Source organism: Geobacillus sp. B4113_201601, from assembly GCF_001587475.1.
Classification (GTDB): Bacteria; Bacillota; Bacilli; order Bacillales; family Anoxybacillaceae; genus Geobacillus; species Geobacillus icigianus.
On the sequence record NZ_LQYX01000121.1, the window covers coordinates 306,964 to 326,327 of the forward strand.

17 protein-coding genes and 2 pseudogenes are annotated in these 19,364 nt (G+C 56.8%); 17 read left to right on the forward strand and 2 right to left on the reverse strand.

Annotation, left to right across the window (positions count from 1 at the left end):
• Nucleotides 1–2: 2 nt before the first annotated feature.
• The 5 genes and pseudogenes from B4113_RS17980 (at nt 3) to B4113_RS17995 (ending at nt 4,318) form a co-directional block, all read left to right on the forward strand.
• Nucleotides 3–1,622, forward strand: a complete 1,620-nt coding sequence (locus B4113_RS17980) for a long-chain fatty acid--CoA ligase (RefSeq protein ID WP_033843564.1) — start codon at nt 3–5, stop codon at nt 1,620–1,622.
• Nucleotides 1,623–1,636: 14 nt separating this feature from the next.
• A pseudogene (locus B4113_RS17985) lies at nt 1,637–1,858 on the forward strand (3-hydroxyacyl-CoA dehydrogenase NAD-binding domain-containing protein); the annotation flags it as partial.
• Nucleotides 1,852–1,950: pseudogene (locus tag B4113_RS21325) on the forward strand (3-hydroxyacyl-CoA dehydrogenase family protein); the annotation flags it as partial. The pseudogenes B4113_RS17985 and B4113_RS21325, both read left to right, overlap by 7 nt.
• 195 nt (nt 1,951–2,145) lie before the next feature.
• Nucleotides 2,146–3,297 carry a thiolase family protein gene (locus tag B4113_RS17990; RefSeq protein ID WP_172418812.1) on the forward strand — a complete coding sequence of 384 codons (1,152 nt, stop codon included), beginning with the start codon at nt 2,146–2,148 and terminating at the stop codon, nt 3,295–3,297.
• 142 nt (nt 3,298–3,439) lie between these two features.
• Nucleotides 3,440–4,318, forward strand: a complete 879-nt coding sequence (locus B4113_RS17995) for a DMT family transporter (RefSeq protein ID WP_033843566.1) — start codon at nt 3,440–3,442, stop codon at nt 4,316–4,318.
• A gap of 92 nt (nt 4,319–4,410) precedes the next feature.
• Here the strand turns inward: B4113_RS17995 and B4113_RS18000 are convergent, their stop codons facing one another.
• Nucleotides 4,411–5,025, reverse strand: a complete 615-nt coding sequence (locus tag B4113_RS18000) for a trimeric intracellular cation channel family protein (protein ID WP_033843567.1) — start codon at nt 5,023–5,025, stop codon at nt 4,411–4,413.
• A 265-nt stretch (nt 5,026–5,290) separates the two neighbouring features.
• Here B4113_RS18000 and hflX point away from each other — a divergent pair, with 265 nt between their 5' ends.
• From hflX to glnA, 4 genes are all read left to right on the forward strand, one after another.
• Nucleotides 5,291–6,535, forward strand: a complete 1,245-nt coding sequence (hflX, locus tag B4113_RS18005; protein WP_033843568.1) for a GTPase HflX — start codon at nt 5,291–5,293, stop codon at nt 6,533–6,535.
• Nucleotides 6,536–6,551: 16 nt separating this feature from the next.
• Nucleotides 6,552–7,823 (forward strand): methionine gamma-lyase family protein, encoded by a 1,272-nt coding sequence (locus tag B4113_RS18010; protein WP_033843569.1) that lies wholly within the window; start codon nt 6,552–6,554, stop codon nt 7,821–7,823.
• A gap of 76 nt (nt 7,824–7,899) precedes the next feature.
• Nucleotides 7,900–8,301, forward strand: a complete 402-nt coding sequence (locus B4113_RS18015) for a MerR family transcriptional regulator (RefSeq protein WP_033023211.1) — start codon at nt 7,900–7,902, stop codon at nt 8,299–8,301.
• Nucleotides 8,302–8,340: 39 nt separating this feature from the next.
• The gene (gene glnA / locus B4113_RS18020; protein ID WP_033023213.1) at nt 8,341–9,675 is read left to right on the forward strand and encodes a type I glutamate--ammonia ligase; all 1,335 of its coding nucleotides are present in this window, start codon (nt 8,341–8,343) and stop codon (nt 9,673–9,675) included.
• 496 nt (nt 9,676–10,171) lie between these two features.
• On the opposite strand, the gene lexA is transcribed toward glnA, so the two are convergent.
• Complete coding sequence (gene lexA, locus B4113_RS18030; RefSeq protein ID WP_033023215.1) at nt 10,172–10,795, reverse strand: transcriptional repressor LexA; 624 nt, start codon at nt 10,793–10,795, stop codon at nt 10,172–10,174.
• A gap of 151 nt (nt 10,796–10,946) precedes the next feature.
• On the opposite strand from lexA, the gene yneA reads away from it, so the two are divergent.
• From yneA to B4113_RS18070, 8 genes are all read left to right on the forward strand, one after another.
• Nucleotides 10,947–11,252 carry a cell division suppressor protein YneA gene (gene yneA / locus B4113_RS18035; protein WP_033023273.1) on the forward strand — a complete coding sequence of 102 codons (306 nt, stop codon included), beginning with the start codon at nt 10,947–10,949 and terminating at the stop codon, nt 11,250–11,252.
• A 19-nt stretch (nt 11,253–11,271) separates the two neighbouring features.
• Nucleotides 11,272–12,003: a recombinase family protein gene (locus B4113_RS18040; protein ID WP_231559815.1), complete on the forward strand. Its 732-nt coding sequence runs from the start codon at nt 11,272–11,274 to the stop codon at nt 12,001–12,003.
• A gap of 105 nt (nt 12,004–12,108) precedes the next feature.
• Nucleotides 12,109–12,339: a DUF896 domain-containing protein gene (locus B4113_RS18045; RefSeq protein WP_033023217.1), complete on the forward strand. Its 231-nt coding sequence runs from the start codon at nt 12,109–12,111 to the stop codon at nt 12,337–12,339.
• 117 nt (nt 12,340–12,456) lie between these two features.
• Nucleotides 12,457–14,463, forward strand: coding sequence for a transketolase (tkt, locus tag B4113_RS18050; RefSeq protein ID WP_033843572.1), 2,007 nt, complete (start codon nt 12,457–12,459; stop codon nt 14,461–14,463).
• A 429-nt stretch (nt 14,464–14,892) separates the two neighbouring features.
• Nucleotides 14,893–15,330 carry a sporulation inhibitor of replication protein SirA gene (sirA, locus tag B4113_RS18055; RefSeq protein ID WP_033843573.1) on the forward strand — a complete coding sequence of 146 codons (438 nt, stop codon included), beginning with the start codon at nt 14,893–14,895 and terminating at the stop codon, nt 15,328–15,330.
• 90 nt (nt 15,331–15,420) lie between these two features.
• Nucleotides 15,421–15,633: a YneF family protein gene (locus B4113_RS18060; protein ID WP_033023223.1), complete on the forward strand. Its 213-nt coding sequence runs from the start codon at nt 15,421–15,423 to the stop codon at nt 15,631–15,633.
• Nucleotides 15,634–15,755: 122 nt separating this feature from the next.
• On the forward strand, nt 15,756–17,519 hold the full coding sequence (locus tag B4113_RS18065; protein WP_033844863.1) for an ABC transporter transmembrane domain-containing protein: 1,764 nt from the start codon (nt 15,756–15,758) through the stop codon (nt 17,517–17,519).
• The gene (locus tag B4113_RS18070) at nt 17,516–19,294 is read left to right on the forward strand and encodes an ABC transporter ATP-binding protein (protein WP_033843574.1); all 1,779 of its coding nucleotides are present in this window, start codon (nt 17,516–17,518) and stop codon (nt 19,292–19,294) included. The genes B4113_RS18065 and B4113_RS18070 overlap by 4 nt, the downstream gene beginning before the upstream one ends.
• Nucleotides 19,295–19,364 lie beyond the last annotated feature (70 nt).

Genomic DNA, 19,364 nt, shown 5'->3' on the forward strand with positions numbered 1-19,364 from the left:
CGATGATGAAAACACCGTTAACCATTTCGATGATGCTCGAGCGGGCGGAGGTGTTTTTTCCGAAAAAACAAGTCATCTCCCGCATGAAAGGCGGTGTCGTCCGCCATACATACAAAGAGATTGGGGAGCGGACGCGCCGGCTGGCCAGCATGTTGAAGCAGCTCGGGGTGGGAGTCGGCGACCGCGTCGGCACGTTCGCCTGGAATCATCACCGCCATTTGGAAGCGTATTTTGCCATTCCCGGCATCGGGGCGGTGCTGCATACGATCAATATCCGCCTCTCGCCGCAGCATATCGCCTACATCATCAACCATGCCGATGACCGGGTTTTGCTGATCGATGATGATTTGCTGCCGGCCATTGAAGCGGTGAAAGACGAGATCCCGAACGTGCGCGCTTTCATCATTATGACCGACGCCGACGAGCTGCCGGAAACGGCGCTGGCGCCGGTGTACCATTACGAGAAACTGCTGGCTGACGGCGATCCGGCATTTCCGTTTTTGAAAGACCTCGATGAATACCAACCGGCCGGAATGTGCTATACATCGGCGACAACAGGCCAGCCCAAGGGGGTTGTGTACACGCACCGGAGCACCGTCTTGCACGCGATGGCGCTAGGTCTAGCTGATACGCTGGGGTTGTGCGAGCGCGATGTCGCCATGCCGATTGTGCCGATGTTTCACGTCAACGCTTGGGGGATGCCGTTTGCCGCCACGTGGTTCGGTTCGACGACCGTCATGCCGGGGCCGGCGTTTACGCCGAACGTGCTTGCCGAGCTGATTGAAACCGAGCGGGTGACGATCGTGGCCGGCGTGCCAACGATTTGGCTCGGGCTGCTGCAAGCATTGGAGAAAGGCCGCTATGATGTCAGCAGCCTGACGCGCGTCATTTGCGGCGGTTCGGCGGCGCCGAAAGGAGTGATCCGCGCCTTTGAAGAAAAATACGGCATTCCGTTCATTCACGCGTACGGCATGACGGAAACGAGCCCGCTTGTGCTCGTCTCGCGCCCGAAAAGCTATCAAGACGAGCTGTCGTACGAGGAGAAACTCGACATTCGCGCCAAACAAGGGCTGCTTGCGCCAGGGCTTGAAATGAAAGTAATCGGCCAAAACGGGCCGGTTCATTGGGACGGGAAGGAAATGGGTGAGCTTTGTTTGCGCGGGCCGTGGATCGCTGCCGAGTACTACAACGATGAGCGAACGAAGGAGACGTTCCGCGACGGCTGGCTCTATACCGGTGATGTCGTCACCGTGGACGAAGAAGGGTTTGTGAAAATCGTCGACCGGACGAAGGACGTCATTAAAAGTGGCGGCGAATGGATTTCATCGGTTGATTTGGAAAATGCGCTTATGGCTCATGAGGCGGTGTTCGAAGCGGCGGTCGTCGCCGTGCCACATCCGAAATGGCAGGAGCGTCCGATTGCCTGCGTCGTGCTGAAAGAAGGCAAAAGCGTGACAAAAGAAGAGCTGTACGACTTTTTGCGCCCGCAATTTGCGAAATGGTGGCTGCCGGATGACATTGTGTTTCTCGATGAAATTCCGAAAACAAGCGTCGGCAAGTTTTTGAAGCGGAAGCTGCGCGATGAGATGGCGGCGCGCTATGCCGATGCGGCGACGGAGTAAAGGAGGCGAACACCGTGGCCGAAACGATTGCAGTCATCGGCGCCGGAGTGATGGGAAGCGGCATCGCGCAAACGGCGGCGATGGCGGGAAAAACGGTGCATTTCTATGACGTGTCCGAAACGGCTTTGCAAAACGGGCTCGCCTCGGTCGAAAAAAGCTTGCGCCGCTTTGTGAAAGCGGGGCAGTTGTCCGAACAAGAGGCGGAGGCGGCGCTCGGCCGCATCCGCCCGGCGACCGGTTCCGCGCGCCGCAGCTTTTGCGCAAGCTCGTTGAAGCCGGGCATTTAGGGCGGAAAACAGGGAAAGGGTTCTATACGTATACAACATGAACAGCCGCTTGAAGGGGAAACAGAGCCGTTTCAAGTTAGCTTCGAGTTCTATACGTATACAACATGAACAGGCGCCGCTCACGGAGAGGTGGACAGAAATGGGCCCATTTGGCGGCGCTGCGGTGCGCCGTTCGATACAACGGTGTGGCCGCCGCGCCGTCAAGGCGTGGCGTTGACAACAACAAGGAGGCGAAGATGATGCGCGAAGCGGTGATTGTGGAAGCCGTCAGAACACCGGTCGGCAAGCGGAACGGTGTCTTCCGCGACGTTCATCCGGTTCATCTGGCCGCGGCGGTGTTGGATGAAGTTGTGCGCCGGGCGGGCATAGAAAAGGGACAGGTGGAAGATATCGTCATGGGCTGTGTGACGCCGATCGCCGAGCAAGGATACAACATCGGGCGGCTCGCGGCGTTGGAGGCTGGATTCCCAATCGAAGTGCCGGCTGTGCAAATCAATCGGATGTGCGGCTCCGGGCAGCAGGCGATCCATTTTGCCGCTCAAGAAATCCGCTCCGGCGATATGGATGTCACCATTGCCGCCGGGGTCGAAAGCATGACGAAAGTCCCGATTTTCAGCGACGGCAATGAGCGGACGATTCCGCCGTCGCTTCATGAAAAGTACGAGTTCATCCACCAAGGCGTTTCAGCCGAGCGGATTGCCAAAAAATACGGCCTGACGCGCGCGGAGGTGGATGCCTACGCCTACGAAAGCCATCGGCGCGCCTTAGCCGCCATGCGCGCACGGAAGTTTCGCGCCGAAATCGTCCCGGTCAAAGGGCTTGACCGCGATGGCCGCGAAATCCTTGTTACCGATGATGAGGGGGCGCGGGCCGATACATCGCCGGAAGCGCTCGCCGCGCTCAAGCCGGTGTTTCAAGAAGACGGCGTCATCACCGCCGGCAATGCGAGCCAAATGAGCGACGGGGCGGCCGCTCTGTTGCTCATGGAGCGGGAGGCGGCGCGTCGGTTCGGACTGAAGCCGAAAGCGCGCATCGTCGCGCAAACGGTCGTCGGCTCCGACCCGACGTATATGCTGGATGGCGTCATTCCGGCGACAAGACAAGTGCTGAAAAAAGCCGGACTTACGATCGAGGATATCGATCTCATTGAAATCAACGAAGTGTTCGCCCCGGTCGTGCTCGCCTGGCAAAAAGAAATCGGCGCCCCGCTTGCGAAAGTGAATGTCAACGGCGGCGCCATCGCGCTTGGCCATCCGCTCGGGGCGACGGGCGTCAAGCTGATGACGTCGCTCGTTCATGAGCTGGAGCGGCGGGAAGGCCGCTATGGGCTATTGACGATTTGCATCGGGCACGGCATGGCGACAGCGACGATCATTGAGCGAATGTAAAGCGCGACAAAACACATAACGTTCGCACCAGCAGCGGGGCGGCCGCCAAGCCTGCTTTTTTTGCTGAAAACCAAGCGGGACGGAAGCCGGTCGGGTGTGATAAGATGAGGAAAAGCGGACGAAAGGGGGAGCGTTGGGCAAGATGAAACAACCGGTTCTTGCCTCCATCTATTTATCGCTCGCCGCCGGCATTTGGGGCGGGATGTATGTCGTAAGCAAGTACGTATTGGACTACATCCCGCCGCTGACGCTCGTCTGGCTGCGCTATGGTGTCGCCTTGATTGCGCTAGTCTTGATCGCGGCAATGAAACGCGAGCGCCCACCAACGCGCGGGCGCGATTGGCTGATGGTGATCGCGATTGGCGTCATCGGCTATGTCATTTCCATTTCGTTGCAATTTGTCGGCACGAAATGGTCGAACGCCCATACGGCTTCGCTCATTACGGCTTCAACACCGGCGTTTGTCGTTTTATTTGCCCGCTGGCTGCTTGGGGAAGCGCTCACGTGGCGGAAGCTTGTGGCGCTGGTGTTGGCGGCGGCGGGAGTGGTCGTCATCGTCGGCCTCGGAGACAGCGGGGAGTCGACGCTGGCTGGAAATACGGCGTTAGTCGGCGCGGCGGTCACTTGGGCGCTGTTGTCGGTGCTGGTGAAAATGGCATCGGCGCGCATGTCCGTTCTTTCCATTACGACCTTCGCCATCTTGGTAGCGTTTGTCGGCATGACGCCGATGTTGATGGTGGAGCGCCCGGGGCTGACGGCCGTTCAATGGAACGCGCCCGTTGCGATGGGCGTGTTGTACCTTGGCATCGTGTCAACGGCGGGCGCGTTTTTCTTGTGGAACAAAGGAATGGAGATGATCGACGCCGGCATCGGCTCGCTCTTTTTCCTTTTTCAGCCGCTCATCGGCTCGCTCTTTGGCTGGCTGTTTTTGCATGAGCGGCTTGACGCGTCCTTTTGGATGGGCGGGGCGCTCATCGTCGCGGGAGTGGCGGTGGCGGTGCGGAGCGGGCAAAGTGCGTAAGGACAGCGAAGCGCCCGCGCAGGGGCGTCCTCTGCTTGCCATTTTTTGGTCATGGTTTGATGCCTAATCACTTGAATCTACGCTGGAAGCGATTACCCGCCCGCTTTTTCCCCCACCGCCCGCCGCGGCAGTTTCCAGCCGTACGTGTATGACAAAATGCGAAGAGCAGCGACGGCAATAAACAGCACATACAGCTCCACGGGCGACTCCGCCCATTTCAGGCCGACGGCGATGCCGGCTAAAATCGCCCAAGCGGCGTAAATTTCCGCATGCAGCACAAGCGGCTTCCGCCCGGCAAGCACGTCCCGGATGATGCCGCCGCCGCTGCCGGTCAACACTGCCGCGACGATGACCGCGCTTAATGGATGGCCCATTTTTGCGGCATACAGCGCCCCTTGGATGGCGAATGCCGATAACCCGAGGGCGTCAAAAAAGTTGCCCCACCGCTTCCATGGCGGGAGCATCTGCTTCGGAAACAAATAGACGATCGTCATCGAGACTAAGGCGACAAGAAAGAGCGAACCTTGTTCCCATAACGCCGATACGGGAACCCCAATCAGCAAATTGCGCACGGCCCCGCCGCCAAACGCCGTGACGATCCCTAAAATATAGACGCCAAGCAAATCATATTCCTCTTCCATCGCGACGATCGCCCCGCTGATGGCAAAGGCGATCGTGCCGATGATGCTCAATATTTCCCACGTCATTCGTGCTGTTCCTTTCCGTGTCGTGTTCTTGTATCATTGTAGAGGCAAAAGCGGCGGGAATCAATCGTTTTTTCGGGAATGAACTAGCCGTGCGCTGCTTGAATTTGGTATGATGAACAAAGAGGACACAGCCGCTTTCGGTCATTCGCGGAAAGCCGAGCGAAGCCCGTGCCGATGGCCGGGATGCGCTCGAGCGTCCGCGCCATAAAAACGGTTGGCGCTCCATGCGGATCACATGGCTGCGCCCGAGAGGAGAAGGAAGGCTATGAGCCGCGAACAAGCCATCATCGTCGGCTGCCAACTTCATGGAATCGATGACGAGCGGTTTCGCTATTCGATGGAGGAGCTCGCTGCGCTCGTTGCGACCGCCAACGGTGAGGTGGTAGCCGAGTTGACACAAAAACGGGAAGCGCCGCACCCGGCGACGTACATCGGCAAAGGAAAAACAGAGGAACTTGCCGCTCTCGTCAAACAGCTGACGCCGGATCTTGTCATTTTCAACAGTGAACTTTCTCCTAGTCAAGCCCGCAATTTGACGAACATGCTTGGCGAGGTGAAAGTGATTGATCGGACGCAGCTCATTTTAGACATTTTTGCAAGGCGCGCCCGTTCGAAAGAAGGAAAGCTGCAAGTGGAGCTCGCGCAGCTCGAGTATCTGTTGCCGCGCCTTGGCGGCCAAGGCGCGGCGCTATCTCGCTTGGGCGGCGGCATCGGCACGCGCGGTCCGGGGGAGACGAAGCTGGAGACCGACCGGCGCCACATTCGCCGCCGCATCGACGACATTAAAGCCGAACTGCGCCGCATCGCCGAACATCGCGAGCGGTACCGCGGGCGCCGGCAAAAAAATCACGCGTTTCAAGTGGCGCTCGTCGGCTATACGAACGCCGGCAAATCGACGATTTTTAATCGGCTGACGGCGGCCGATTCGTTCGAGGAAAATTTGCTGTTTGCGACGCTCGACCCGCTGACGCGCCAATGCGTCCTTCCGTGTGGGTATACGGTGCTTGTCACCGACACGGTCGGGTTCATTCAAGACTTGCCGACGACGCTTGTCGCCGCGTTCCGCTCGACGCTCGAGGAGGTGACGGAAGCGGATCTGTTGCTGCACATCGTCGATTCGTCGCATCCCGATTACGCCGAACATGAGCGAACGGTGTTGCAGCTCGTTGCGGAGTTGGGGGCGTCCTCCATTCCGATGGTCACAGTGTACAATAAACGTGACCGGCAGGCGCCAGAATTCATTCCGACGACAACCGAGGCGCTCGTCATGAGCGCGCTTTCTGCCGCTGATATCGAACGGCTTCGCGCGTTTTTGGAGGAGGCGATCAAGCGGCAAATGGTCCTTTACCACGCCTCGATTCCAAGCGGCCAAGGAAAATGGCTCGCACGGTTAAAAGCGGACACGATTTTGCAGCAATGGCGCTATAATGAACAAGAAGGGACGTACGAATGCGAAGGGTACGTGCTCCCGACTCACCCGCTTTACAGGGAGCTGCAATCATTCCAATGATAGAAAGGGTTCACCAATGTTTTGGACAACATGGAAACACGGAGAGACGATCGCTGCGCTGATCGAAGAAGTGGAGGCGCAAATTGCCCCGATCCATCGCTCGATTGAGAGGCTGGTTGACGGAAACCAGCATCGCGTCCTTGACAGTTTCCGCCGCCATCAAGTGAGCGACGGCCATTTCATCCCGACAACGGGCTACGGCTATGATGATGTCGGCCGTGACACGCTCGATCGCATTTACGCCGATGTATTCGGCGCGGAAGCCGGCCTAGTGCGCCCGCAAATCATTTCCGGCACGCACGCGATTGCCATCGCGCTGTTTGGCGTGCTGCGCCCGGGCGATGAATTGCTCTACATCACGGGCGCCCCCTATGACACGCTTGAGGAGATCGTCGGCGTCCGCGGCCGCGGCGTCGGTTCGCTGAACGAGTTTGGCATTCGTTATCGGAGCGTGCCGCTTACGGCGGACGGAGCCGTTGATTTTCCGGCGGTGCGCGAGGCGATCCACGAGCGGACGAAAATGATCGGCATCCAGCGCTCGCGCGGGTATGCGACGCGCCCGTCGTTTACGGTCGATGAAATCGCCAAGATGATCGCCTTTGTCAAAGCGATCAAGCCGGATGTCGTTGTGTTTGTCGACAATTGCTACGGGGAGTTTGTCGAGGAAAAAGAGCCTTGCCATGTCGGCGCCGATTTGATGGCCGGTTCGTTGATCAAAAACCCTGGAGGGGGATTGGCGAAAACAGGAGGGTATATCGTCGGCAGGCACCAATATGTTGAAGCGTGCGCCTATCGGATGACCTCGCCGGGCATCGGCGCCGAAGTCGGCCCTTCGCTGTACAGCCTGCTTGAGATGTATCAAGGGTTTTTCCTCGCTCCGCACGTCGTCGGCCAAGCGCTCAAAGGGGCGGTGTTCACCGCCGCATTGCTCGAGCGGGTCGGGCTTGAGACTTCGCCGTCATGGAACGCGAAGCGCACCGATTTGGTGCAGTCGGTCCGCTTTAATGATCCAGAGCAAATGGTTGCTTTTTGCCAAGCCATTCAAGCGGCTTCCCCGGTGAACGCCCATTTCACTCCGTACCCGAGCGACATGCCCGGCTACGAGGATCAAGTGATCATGGCGGCGGGCACGTTCGTGCAAGGAGCCAGCATCGAGCTGACGGCGGACGGGCCGCTGCGTCCGCCATACGTGGCGTACGTGCAGGGCGGATTGACGTATTCTCATGTCAAAATCGCCGTTTGCTCCGCTGTTCACCGCTTGCTGGAACAGCAGCTCATTTGTTTGTGAGAAAAGGTAACATATAATTGACTGTTTTCTTCACATTATGATAAAATAAAGGTATGAAAAGCGAGGAGGAATTGGCATGAGCAGCCAAATTCGTCGTTCCATGCCATTGTTTCCGATCGGGATTGTGATGCAGCTGACGGACTTATCGGCCCGGCAAATTCGCTATTACGAAGAGCACGGCCTCGTCACGCCGGCGCGCACCGAAGGCAATCGGCGTCTGTTTTCGCTCAATGACATCGATCGTTTGCTTGAAATTAAAGATTTGATTGATCAAGGCGTCAACCTCGCTGGAATTAAGCGCATTTTTGCCGCGCGGCAGGAAGGGCGTCACGAACAGCCGGAAAAAGTCGACAAGGCAGGAAAGCCGAAGCTGTCGGACGAAGAGCTGCGCGAAATTTTGCGGACGGAGCTGCTTCAGGCCGGGCGGTTTCAGCGCGCATCGCTTCGCCAAGGAGATCTCGCTCGCTTCTTTCACTAACGATGGGAAATGATTTCGGAGCCGGTGAGGAGGTTCAAGATGGCAAAATATACGCGTGAAGACATTATGCGCATCGTCAAGGAAGAAAACGTCAAATACATCCGCCTGCAATTTACCGATATTTTAGGCACGATTAAAAACGTGGAAATTCCGATCAGCCAGCTGGAAAAAGCGCTGAACAACAAAATGATGTTTGACGGGTCGTCGATCGAGGGGTTTGTCCGCATCGAAGAATCGGACATGTATTTGTACCCTGACTTGGACACGTTTGTCATCTTTCCGTGGACGGCGGAAAAAGGGAAAGTCGCCCGCTTTATTTGCGACATTTACAATGCCGACGGCACGCCGTTTGAAGGCTGCCCGCGCTATAACTTAAAACGCGTGCTCAAAGAGATGGAAGCGCTCGGCTTCACGGCGTTCAACTTAGGGGCGGAACCGGAGTTTTTCCTCTTTAAGCTCGATGAAAAAGGGCACCCGACGATGGAGTTGAACGACCGAGGCGGCTATTTCGATTTAGCGCCGACGGATTTGGGGGAAAACTGCCGGCGGGACATCGTGCTTGAGCTCGAAGAAATGGGGTTTGAAATCGAAGCGTCCCATCACGAAGTTGCCCCAGGACAGCATGAAATTGATTTCAAATACGCCCACGCCATCAAAGCGTGCGATGATATTCAGACGTTCAAGCTCGTCGTGAAGACGATCGCCCGCAAGCATGGGCTGCACGCGACGTTCATGCCGAAGCCGATTTTCGGCATCAACGGCTCGGGTATGCACTGCAACTTGTCGCTGTTCCGCAACGGGGAAAACGCCTTTTTTGATCCGAACGGCGAGTTGCAGTTGAGCGAAACGGCCCGCCAGTTTATCGCCGGCGTGCTGAAACACGCGCCGAACTTTACGGCGGTGACGAACCCGACCGTCAACTCGTACAAGCGGCTCGTTCCGGGCTATGAAGCGCCGTGCTATGTCGCTTGGTCGGCGCGCAACCGCAGCCCGCTCATTCGCATTCCGGCTTCGCGCGGCATGAGCACGCGCATTGAGGTGCGCAGTGTTGACCCGTCGGCGAACCCGTACTTAGCGATGGCGGTGCTGTTGGCGGCGGGGCTTGACGGCATTCGCAACAAACTCACCCCTCCGGCACCGGTGGACCGGAACATTTACGTCATGACGAAAGAAGAACGGCTCGAAGAAGGCATTGTCGATTTGCCGGCTACGCTCATTGAGGCGCTTGAAAACTTGAAGTCCGACGAAGTGATCGTCCAAGCGCTCGGCAAGCATTTATTCGAGCACTTCGTTGAAGCGAAAGAAATCGAGTGGGATATGTATCGGACGACCGTCCACCAATGGGAATTGGATCAATACATGGAGCTGTACTAATCAAAAAGAGGGTATCCCAAAAAGATCGGGATACCCTCTTTCGTTGCTCTATATACGTGCTGACTGCTTCGGCCGCACGATCGGTTGCGTCGATCTTGAAGGCAGACAGCCTTTAGGTCAGCCCCTCTTTTATATAGGTACCGGTGCTTCCGGCCCATGATTGGTTGTGCCGATCTTGAAGGCAGGCAATCTTTTGGGTTAGCTCCTCTTTTATATACGTACCGGTGCTTCCGGCCCATGATTGGTTGTGCCTACCCTGAAGCCAGACACCTTGTGGACCGCCCTTTTTTATGCGGTCTAACTTGTTCGGCTCGCGCGCTTCCGCCATGCCGCCTTGTGGACCGGCCCTTTTCCGCGGCCGGCCGCTCACACCCGGCAACCACGCTGTTCGGGTTTTGGCTCAAGCCCCGTCCGCCTCGTTGCGGCGGCGCGCGGCGTCAGCCGACAAGGTGATGGACGTTTGTCCGCCCCGTCCGCCGTCTTCGTTGCGCTTCCGTTAGCCGATCAGGCGATAGACGCCGATCACCTTGCCGAGAATCGTGCAATCGCGGACGATGATCGGCTCGAGATGAGCGTTTTCCGGCTGCAGGCGGATATGATCCTTTTCTTTGAAAAAGCGCTTGACGGTCGCTTCATTGTCTTCGGTCATGGCCACGACGATGTCGCCGTTTTGGGCCGATGATTGCTGGCGGACGATGACGTAGTCGCCGTCCAAAATGCCGGCTTCGATCATGCTGTCGCCCATCACTTCAAGCATAAACAGCTGTTCTTCGCCGGCGGCGAGCCGTTTCGGCAGCGGGAAATAGTCCTCGATGTTTTCTACGGCCGTAATCGGCTGCCCGGCGGTCACTTTCCCGATAATCGGCACCGAGACGATGTCCTCGCCCTCTTTTTCCTTCCCGCCATCGTTGTCCAAAATTTCAATGGCGCGCGGCTTGGTCGGGTCGCGGCGGATGTATCCTTTGCTTTCCAACCGCGCCAAATGCCCATGGACAGTCGAACTCGACGCCAGTCCGACCGCCTCCCCAATCTCCCTCACCGAGGGCGGATAGCCCTTCGTTTTGACTTCCTGCTTAATAAACTCTAAAATTTGCTGCTGCCGTTTCGACAGTTTCGTCATTCCCTGCACCTCCGGCAAGTCATTTGCCTTCATTATATCATGCCGAAAGGGAAAAAACAAACATAAGTTCGAATTTTTTGTTGACACAAACAAACGTTCCTGATTATAATGAAGGAAAGCGAACGAATATTCTCTTTTTGGGGTGGGGAAAATGAAGAAGACGTTTGTGCACTATCTAGTATTTTCGGTTTTGATGACGCTTTTCACAGCCGCGTTCATCTACGCTGGCAGTCCGGTCGATAAACAGGAATATGTGACGGTGACCGTCGCATCAGGCGATACGCTTTGGGGGTTGGCCAAGCAATATGAACAGGAGCACGGCTTATCGCCGGACGAATTCATCCGCTGGGTGGTGGAGGTGAACCATCTTCGCAGTTCCCGTCTCACAGCGGGTGAACAGATCGTCATTCCCGTGTTAAAATCGAAGCGGGGCGGTTCATTGGCCGCCAATCAGTAACAAGAAAGAAGGGATGGCCATGAGGGCGGTCATTTATTGCCGCGTCAGCACGGACAAAAGCGAGCAGGAAACATCGCTGGCTCGGCAGCGGGAGGAGCTTGAACGGCTCGCGGCGGAAAGCGGATTTGAGGTGGTTAAGGTGATCGCCGAACAGGCGAGCGGTTATGAAGCTGACCGTGACGGCGTGCTCGAGCTGCTCGAACTGTGTGAAGAGGGGCTCGTGGACGTCTTGCTCGTTCAAGACGAAACTCGGCTCGGGCGCGGTCATGCGCGCATGGCGCTGCTTCATTGCCTGAAAAAGCGAGGGGTCAAGCTATACAGCGCCAGCCACCGCGGAGAGATGCCGCTGTCCGAGGCCGATGAGATGGTGTTGTCGATCATTGCGATCGTCGAGGAGTATCAGCGGAAACTACATAACGCGAAAATCAAGCGCGGCATGCAGCGAGCCATCGCGCGCGGCTATCGTCCGGAGCGGAACTTGCGGCGCCAAGGAGAGAACGCGGGGCGCGATCGCATCGAACTGCCGATCGAAGAGATCGTCCGCCTGCGCGCGCGCGGTTTCACGTTTGCCGATATCGCCGCCACGCTCCGAAGCTTTGGTTATGAGGCGTCCAAAGCGACCGTTCATCGCCGCTACCAGGAATATATGGACGAGCGGCAAGCCGAACAGTCCAGCGGCTACGAGCTCGGCACCGAGCGCGATCAGGAATATACGGACGAGCGGCAAGGAAGGCGCGCTGCGAAGCGATAGAAAGGCAGAGGAAGGCGGCCGAGGCGTCATTGTTGCCATCTTCGCGTTTTAGCAGATAACATAGAACGGAGAACGATCATCCTAACGAATAGGAGAAGATAACGGATGCTTGCCAAACAGAAATTAGACCGCATCAATGAACTGGCCAAAAAGGCGAAAACGTCTGGGTTGACGGCGGAAGAAACGATCGAACAGGCGAAGTTGCGCCGCGAATACATTCAGGCGTTCCGCAAGGCGATGACCGATATGCTTCATACCGTGACGGTCATCGATCCAAACGGGAACGATGTCACGCCGAAAAAGCTAAAAGAAAGTCAACGGAGGCGCCTCCATTAAGTGTTGGCGCCGCGCGGCGGCGTTCCCATGCTTCGTTGGGAAACTAAACGTTGTACAAGGGAGCCCATTTTCTATATGATAGTAAATGACACCATGTTGATGAAAGGGAGGAAGACGATGGCGCATTCAATCGAAGAATTAGCCATTACCACCATTCGAACGCTGTCGATCGACGCGATCGAAAAGGCGAAATCTGGGCATCCGGGCATGCCGATGGGAGCGGCGCCGATGGCGTATGTGCTTTGGACGAAATGGATGAACCACAATCCGGCCAATCCGAACTGGTTCAACCGCGACCGGTTTGTCCTGTCAGCGGGGCACGGCTCGATGCTGCTGTACAGCCTGCTTCATTTAAGCGGGTACGATGTGTCCATGGACGATCTCAAACAGTTTCGCCAATGGGGAAGCAAGACGCCGGGCCATCCGGAATACGGTCATACGCCAGGAGTGGAAGCAACGACCGGCCCGCTCGGGCAAGGAATTGCGATGGCCGTTGGCATGGCGATGGCCGAGCGGCATTTGGCGGCGACTTACAACCGCGACGGGTTTCCCATCATCGATCACTATACGTACGCGATTTGCGGCGACGGCGATTTCATGGAAGGGGTGGCGAGCGAGGCAGCGTCGCTTGCCGGCCATTTACAGCTCGGCCGCTTGATCGTCCTGTATGACTCGAACGACATTTCCTTGGACGGGGAGCTGAATTTGTCGTTCTCAGAAAACGTCGCCCAACGCTTCCAAGCCTATGGCTGGCAATATTTGCGCGTTGAGGACGGCAACAACATTGAAGAAATCGCAAAAGCGTTGGAAGAAGCGCGGGCCGATCTCAGCCGGCCGACGCTCATTGAAGTCAAAACGACGATCGGCTACGGTGCGCCGACAAAAGCGGGCACATCCGGCGTTCACGGCGCTCCGCTCGGCGCGGAAGAAGCGAAGTTGACGAAGGAAGCGTACCGCTGGACGTTCGCCGAAGATTTCTATGTGCCGGAAGAGGTGTACGCTCATTTCCGGGAGACCGTGCAAGAACCGGGAGCGAAAAAGGAAGCGGAATGGAACGAGCTCTTTGCCGCTTACGAACAGGCGCATCCGGAGCTGGCCGCCCAGTTGAAGCAAGCGATCGCAGGAACGCTTCCTGCCGGCTGGGAAGCTGTGCTGCCGGTGTATGAAGCGGGCAAAAGCCTAGCGACCCGCTCGTCTTCTGGGGAAGTGATCAACGCCATCGCTAAAGCGGTGCCGCAATTGTTTGGCGGTTCGGCCGACTTGGCGAGCTCGAACAAAACGCTCATCAAAGGCGGCGGCAACTTCTTGCCGGGCAGCTACGAGGGCCGCAACATTTGGTTTGGCGTGCGCGAATTTGCCATGGGAGCGGCGTTGAACGGCATGGCGCTCCATGGTGGATTGAAGGTGTTCGGGGGCACGTTCTTCGTGTTTTCCGACTATTTGCGCCCGGCCATTCGACTCGCGGCGCTCATGGGGCTGCCGGTCACGTATGTGTTGACGCATGACAGCATCGCTGTCGGTGAAGATGGTCCGACGCACGAGCCGGTGGAGCATCTTGCTTCGCTTCGCGCCATGCCAAACTTGTCGGTCATCCGACCGGCCGATGCCAATGAAACCGCCGCAGCGTGGCGGCTGGCGCTGGAAGCGACAGACAAGCCGACCGCGCTCGTGTTGACGCGCCAAGATGTGCCAACGTTGCCGCAAACGGCGGAGCTGGCGTATGAAGGCGTGAAAAAAGGCGCTTATGTCGTCTCACCGGCGAAAAACGGCGCTCCGGAGGCGCTGCTCTTGGCGACCGGGTCCGAAGTCAGCCTAGCGGTGAACGCGCAAGAAGCGCTCGCTGCTGAAGGCATTCACGTTTCCGTCATCAGCATGCCATCGTGGGACCGCTTTGAAGCGCAGCCAAAAGCGTACCGTGATGAAGTGATCCCGCCGACCGTAACGAAGCGGCTGGCCATTGAGATGGGCGCCTCGCTCGGCTGGGAGCGCTACGTCGGTCACGAGGGCGATGTGTTAGCCATTGACCGGTTTGGCGCCTCCGCACCGGGAGAAAAAATCATGGCTGAGTACGGCTTTACCGTCGACCACGTTGTTCGCCGCGTCAAAGCGCTGCTTGGAAAATGAGCGGAGAAAGCCGATCTTCCGGACGGATGACGACCTCAACCGCCTAGTTCATTGGGCGGATGACGACCTCCACTGCCTAGTTTATTGAGCGGGTGAGGACATCGACCAGTTTCTTCGTTAGCTTCGGAAGAGAGTCGGGACAGCTGCCCTTGCGCCGCAGCAAGGGCGGCTTGTTTTTTGGCCCGCGGCCGTGCGGCTGAACCGCCTTCGCCGACGTTCGGGGTGTCGCGCGTCAGTTACCCGCTTGTTGTTGGGCCGCGACGGCGCGGCTGAACTGGCTGGGCCAAGCCTTGCCGCAAGCGGCCACAGGTTGAAAGGCTGCGCGCAAAAATCGACAATGTTAGTGAAAAAAATTGCCGGCAATAGACATATTTTTCCCCCTTCTTTTTCTATAATAAAGACAGATGGAACGGAAATGGGGGATCGAACATGGTTCGTTATTGGATTTATTTGTTGAAGGATGAAGTGGCGGCTCATTATCGCCATCGGACGGAAAAAATTGTCGAACTGCTACGGGAGCATCAACACGCGAAAGCGCCGTTAAAAGCGATTTGCCGCAAGCAAGTGGAGTTCATCACCGAACGGTTGTCGTTTTCCCGTCTCGAGCTCGGCTTGAAACAATCGTTCACTGGACGCGTCGGCAAAAATTTGGAACGCAATATGTTCATCTTGCGCCATGAATCTGGCGAGGAAGCGCTCCTTGTCGTCCAAAAACGCCGTCTGTTGCTTGTCGCCGACAGCGCAACGCTGGCTGCCGACATCGGACGGGCGCTCGCCAAACTAGCGCCAACGTTTTTGGCGGTGGCTGCCGATTTTGCGGACTACCATTGGTTATGCGCGCCGGCGCTAGGGAGAAAATTCGCATAATGTGAAGATTTTTGCGGCGGAATATTGTCTAATGGCGCATCGTTTAGTACACTGGTTAAAGAGACAACAAGAAGGAGGAAAATCGCTGCGATGTGGGATACGATTCTCGTTGGCGTGCTGGCGCTCATCGCCGGTGTGGCAATCGGGTTTTTCATCGCCCGCAAAACGATGATCAATTATTTGAAAAAAAATCCGCCGATCAATGAACAGATGATTCGGATGATGATGATGCAAATGGGCATGACGCCTTCGCAGAAGAAAATCAACCAGATGATGAAAATGATGAACAACCAGCTGAAATAAGGAAACATAGACACTCGATGAAGAGTGTCTTTTTATTTTGCGAAAATGTCCTTTCAAAATTTTTTCATTTTTGTTACAATGATATAGCGATTGTTCGGCAATCGAAGGAAGGGGATGGGACTGTGCGCGTGTTTCGTGACTTGTTTTGGTTTTTCCGCCAAGAGAAAAAAGCGTACATGACCGGTGTGTTGTTGCTTGTGGTCGTCGCCTTTTTCGAAACCGTTCCGCCGAAAGTGATCGGCATTTTGGTTGACCATATGAAAAATGGAACGATGACGCGCGGCGTGCTTGTTCGCTGGCTTGCCGTCCTTGCCGTTGTGGCGGCGGCGCTCTATGGGCTTCGCTATGCTTGGCGCATTTGCATTTTCGGAGCGGCCGTCAAGCTCACTCGCCAGCTCCGCAATGAGCTGTATGAACATTTTACGAAGATGTCGCCGTCGTTTTACCAGCGGAAGCGGATCGGCGATCTGATGGCTCACGCGACCAATGACTTGCAAGCGATCCAGCAAACGGCCGGCAGCGGCATTTTGACGCTTGTCGATTCGCTGACGCTCGGCGGATTTGTGCTGGCGACCATGGCGGTTTCGATCAGCTGGAAGCTGACCGTCATCAGTCTATTGCCGCTCCCGGTGATGGCGGTGGCGACGAGCCGCTACGGAGCGATCCTTCATCGGCGGTTTGTTACGGCGCAAGAGGCGTTCTCGTCACTCAACGATAAAGTGCAGGAAAGCATCAGCGGCGTTCGGGTGATCAAAGCGTTTGGGTATGAAAAACAAGATGTGGAGGCGTTTCGCCGTCAATCGGAAGATGTGGTGGCCAAAAATATCGCTGTCGCCAAAATTGATGCGCTCTTTGACCCGACGATCGGCTTCCTTGTCGGGCTGTCGTTTTTCCTCGCCGTCGCGTTTGGAAGCGAAATGGTGTTGACCGGCGAACTGACGATTGGGGAGCTCGTCTCGTTTACCACCTATCTCGGCTTGCTCATTTGGCCGATGTTGGCGTTCGGCTGGCTGTTTAACATCGTTGAGCGCGGGCGCGCCTCGTATGACCGGGTGCGGGCGCTGCTGGCCGAGCAGGATGAAATTCAGGAAGCTTCCGATGCCATTGACGTTCCCCCGCGCGGCGACATCGAGTACGACATCAAGCGGTTCGCCTATCCTGGGGAGATGAGGACGGCGCTTTCGGACATTCGATTTCGGCTCAAGAGCGGGGCGACGCTTGGCGTTGTCGGCAAAACCGGGGCCGGGAAAACGACGCTGCTTCGTCTGTTGCTGCGCGAGTTTGACGGCTATGACGGAGAAATTCGCTTCGGTGGCCACGACATTCGCAGTTACACGCTGTCGGCGCTCCGCTCGGCGATCGGTTACGTCCCGCAAGACCATTTTTTGTTTTCGGCTTCCGTGCGCGACAATATCGCCTTCGCCCAACTGGAGGCTGAGGAAAAGGAAATCGTGCGGGCGGCGCAGCTCGCCCATATTCATGAGGACATTCTTCAATTTCCAGACGGCTATGCGACCGTTGTCGGTGAGCGCGGCGTTTCTTTGTCAGGCGGGCAAAAACAGCGGTTGTCGATCGCACGGGCGCTGTTGACAAATCCGGAAGTGCTCATTTTGGACGACGCGTTGTCGGCGGTTGACGCGAAAACGGAAGCGCGCATTTTAGCCGCCTTAAAACAAGAGCGGCGCGGCAAAACGACAATCATCGCCGCTCATCGTTTAAGCGCGGTCGAGCATGCCGATTGGATCGTGGTGCTCGATGGCGGACGAATCGTGCAGGCCGGAACCCACGAGAAGCTCGTGGCCGAAGACGGCTGGTATCGCGACATGCATCAGCGCCAACAGCTCGAAGCGTTCGTGGAAGGACCACAGATCGGAGGGATGGCATGAACGGGCAGACGTTGACGGCCAAAGAACAGCGGCGGGTGCTTTGGCGGTTGCTTTCTTACATGGGGAGATACAAAAAGGAAGCCGCGCTTGCGCTTTTCCTTCTTCTTTTGTCCACGGCCGGCGAGCTTGCCGGACCGTACTTGGTGAAGGTGTTCATCGATGATTATCTCATGCCGGGCCGCCTGGCTTTTGAGCCGGTGGCGGCGTTGGCTGCCGCTTATCTCGGCATGCTCGGGGCGAAAACCGTGATCACGTACTTTCAGCTTGTTGAATTTCAGCGGCTCGCTTTATATATTATTCAAGCGTTGCGAATGGACGTGTTTTCCAAGGTGCATCGCCTTGGGATGAGCTATTTCGACCGAACGCCAGGCGGCAGCATCGTCTCGCGGGTCACGAATGACACGGAAGCCATCAAAGACATGTTTATTAGCGTTTTAGCGGTGTTTGTGCAAAACGGTCTGTTTGTCATTGGCGTGTTTATCGCCATGTTTGTGCTCAACGTCCGGCTCGCGTTGTTTTGCCTGTTCATTCTGCCGGCCATCGCGCTCATTATGCGCACGTATCGCCGTTACAGCTCGGTATTTTATCAAGACATGCGCGAGCGGCTGAGCGAACTGAATGCCAAATTGAATGAGTCGTTGCAAGGGATGGCCATCATTCAAGCGTTTCGTCAACAGCAGCGCCTCTACCGGGAGTTCGCGGCTGTGAACGAGGCGCACTACCGGGCGGGGATGCGAAACATCCGCCTTGACGGGCTGCTGCTTCGGCCGGCGATCGATGTGATCTATATGGCTTCGATTATGGTTGTGCTTGGCTTTTTTGGCATTTCGGCGCTCGAAAGCCCGGTTGAGATCGGCGTACTCTACGCTTTTGTCAACTATTTGGAGCGCTTTTTTGAGCCGGTGACGCAAATGATGATGCGCCTGTCGCTATATCAACAGGCGATCGTTTCCGCCTCGCGCGTCTTTGCCCTTCTTGACCGCGAAGAGGAGGCGCCGTTTCATCCGGAACAAGCTCCGTATACGATCGAGCGCGGTGAAATTGAGTTTCGCGATGTCAGTTTTTCTTACGATGGCAAACGAGATGTCATCAAGCGCGTGTCATTTGTGATTCACCCCGGACAGACGGTCGCGTTCGTCGGCCATACGGGCAGCGGCAAAAGCTCGATCATCAACTTGCTCATGCGCTTTTACGAGTTTGACCGCGGCGATATTTTGCTTGACGGCCGGTCGATCCGCGATTATTCGCGCACCGAGCTCCGCCGCCGGCTAGGCCTTGTCTTGCAAGATCCGTTTTTGTTTTACGGAACGGTGCGGGACAACATTCGCATGTACAACGAAGCCATCGATGAGGAGCGGGTGAGGGCGGCCGCCCGATTGGTGCAGGCCGAGCCGTTCATTGAGCGGCTGCCGGGGGGCTACGACCATGTGCTCGCTGAGCGCGGGGCGACGTTATCGAGCGGTCAGCGCCAGCTTCTTTCCTTTGCGCGCACGATCGCCGCCGATCCGAAAATTTTAGTGCTCGATGAAGCGACTGCCCATATTGACACAGAAACCGAGGAAGCGATTCAAGAAGCGCTCGCGCGAATGCGAAAAGGGCGGACGACGCTGGTGATCGCCCACCGTTTATCCACCGTTCAAGACGCGGATCAAATTTTCGTCCTAAAGCGCGGCGAAATCGTTGAGCGCGGCACGCACCAGCAGCTCTTGGCGCAACGGGGGATTTATTATCAAATGTATTTGCTGCAAAACGGCCTTGTCGATGCCCGCCGCTAGGCGGAGCATCGGCAAGGTTTTTCGTTTTGGCCGCCGGCAGCGTTCGATGGGCACTTTTGGGCAAAGAAAA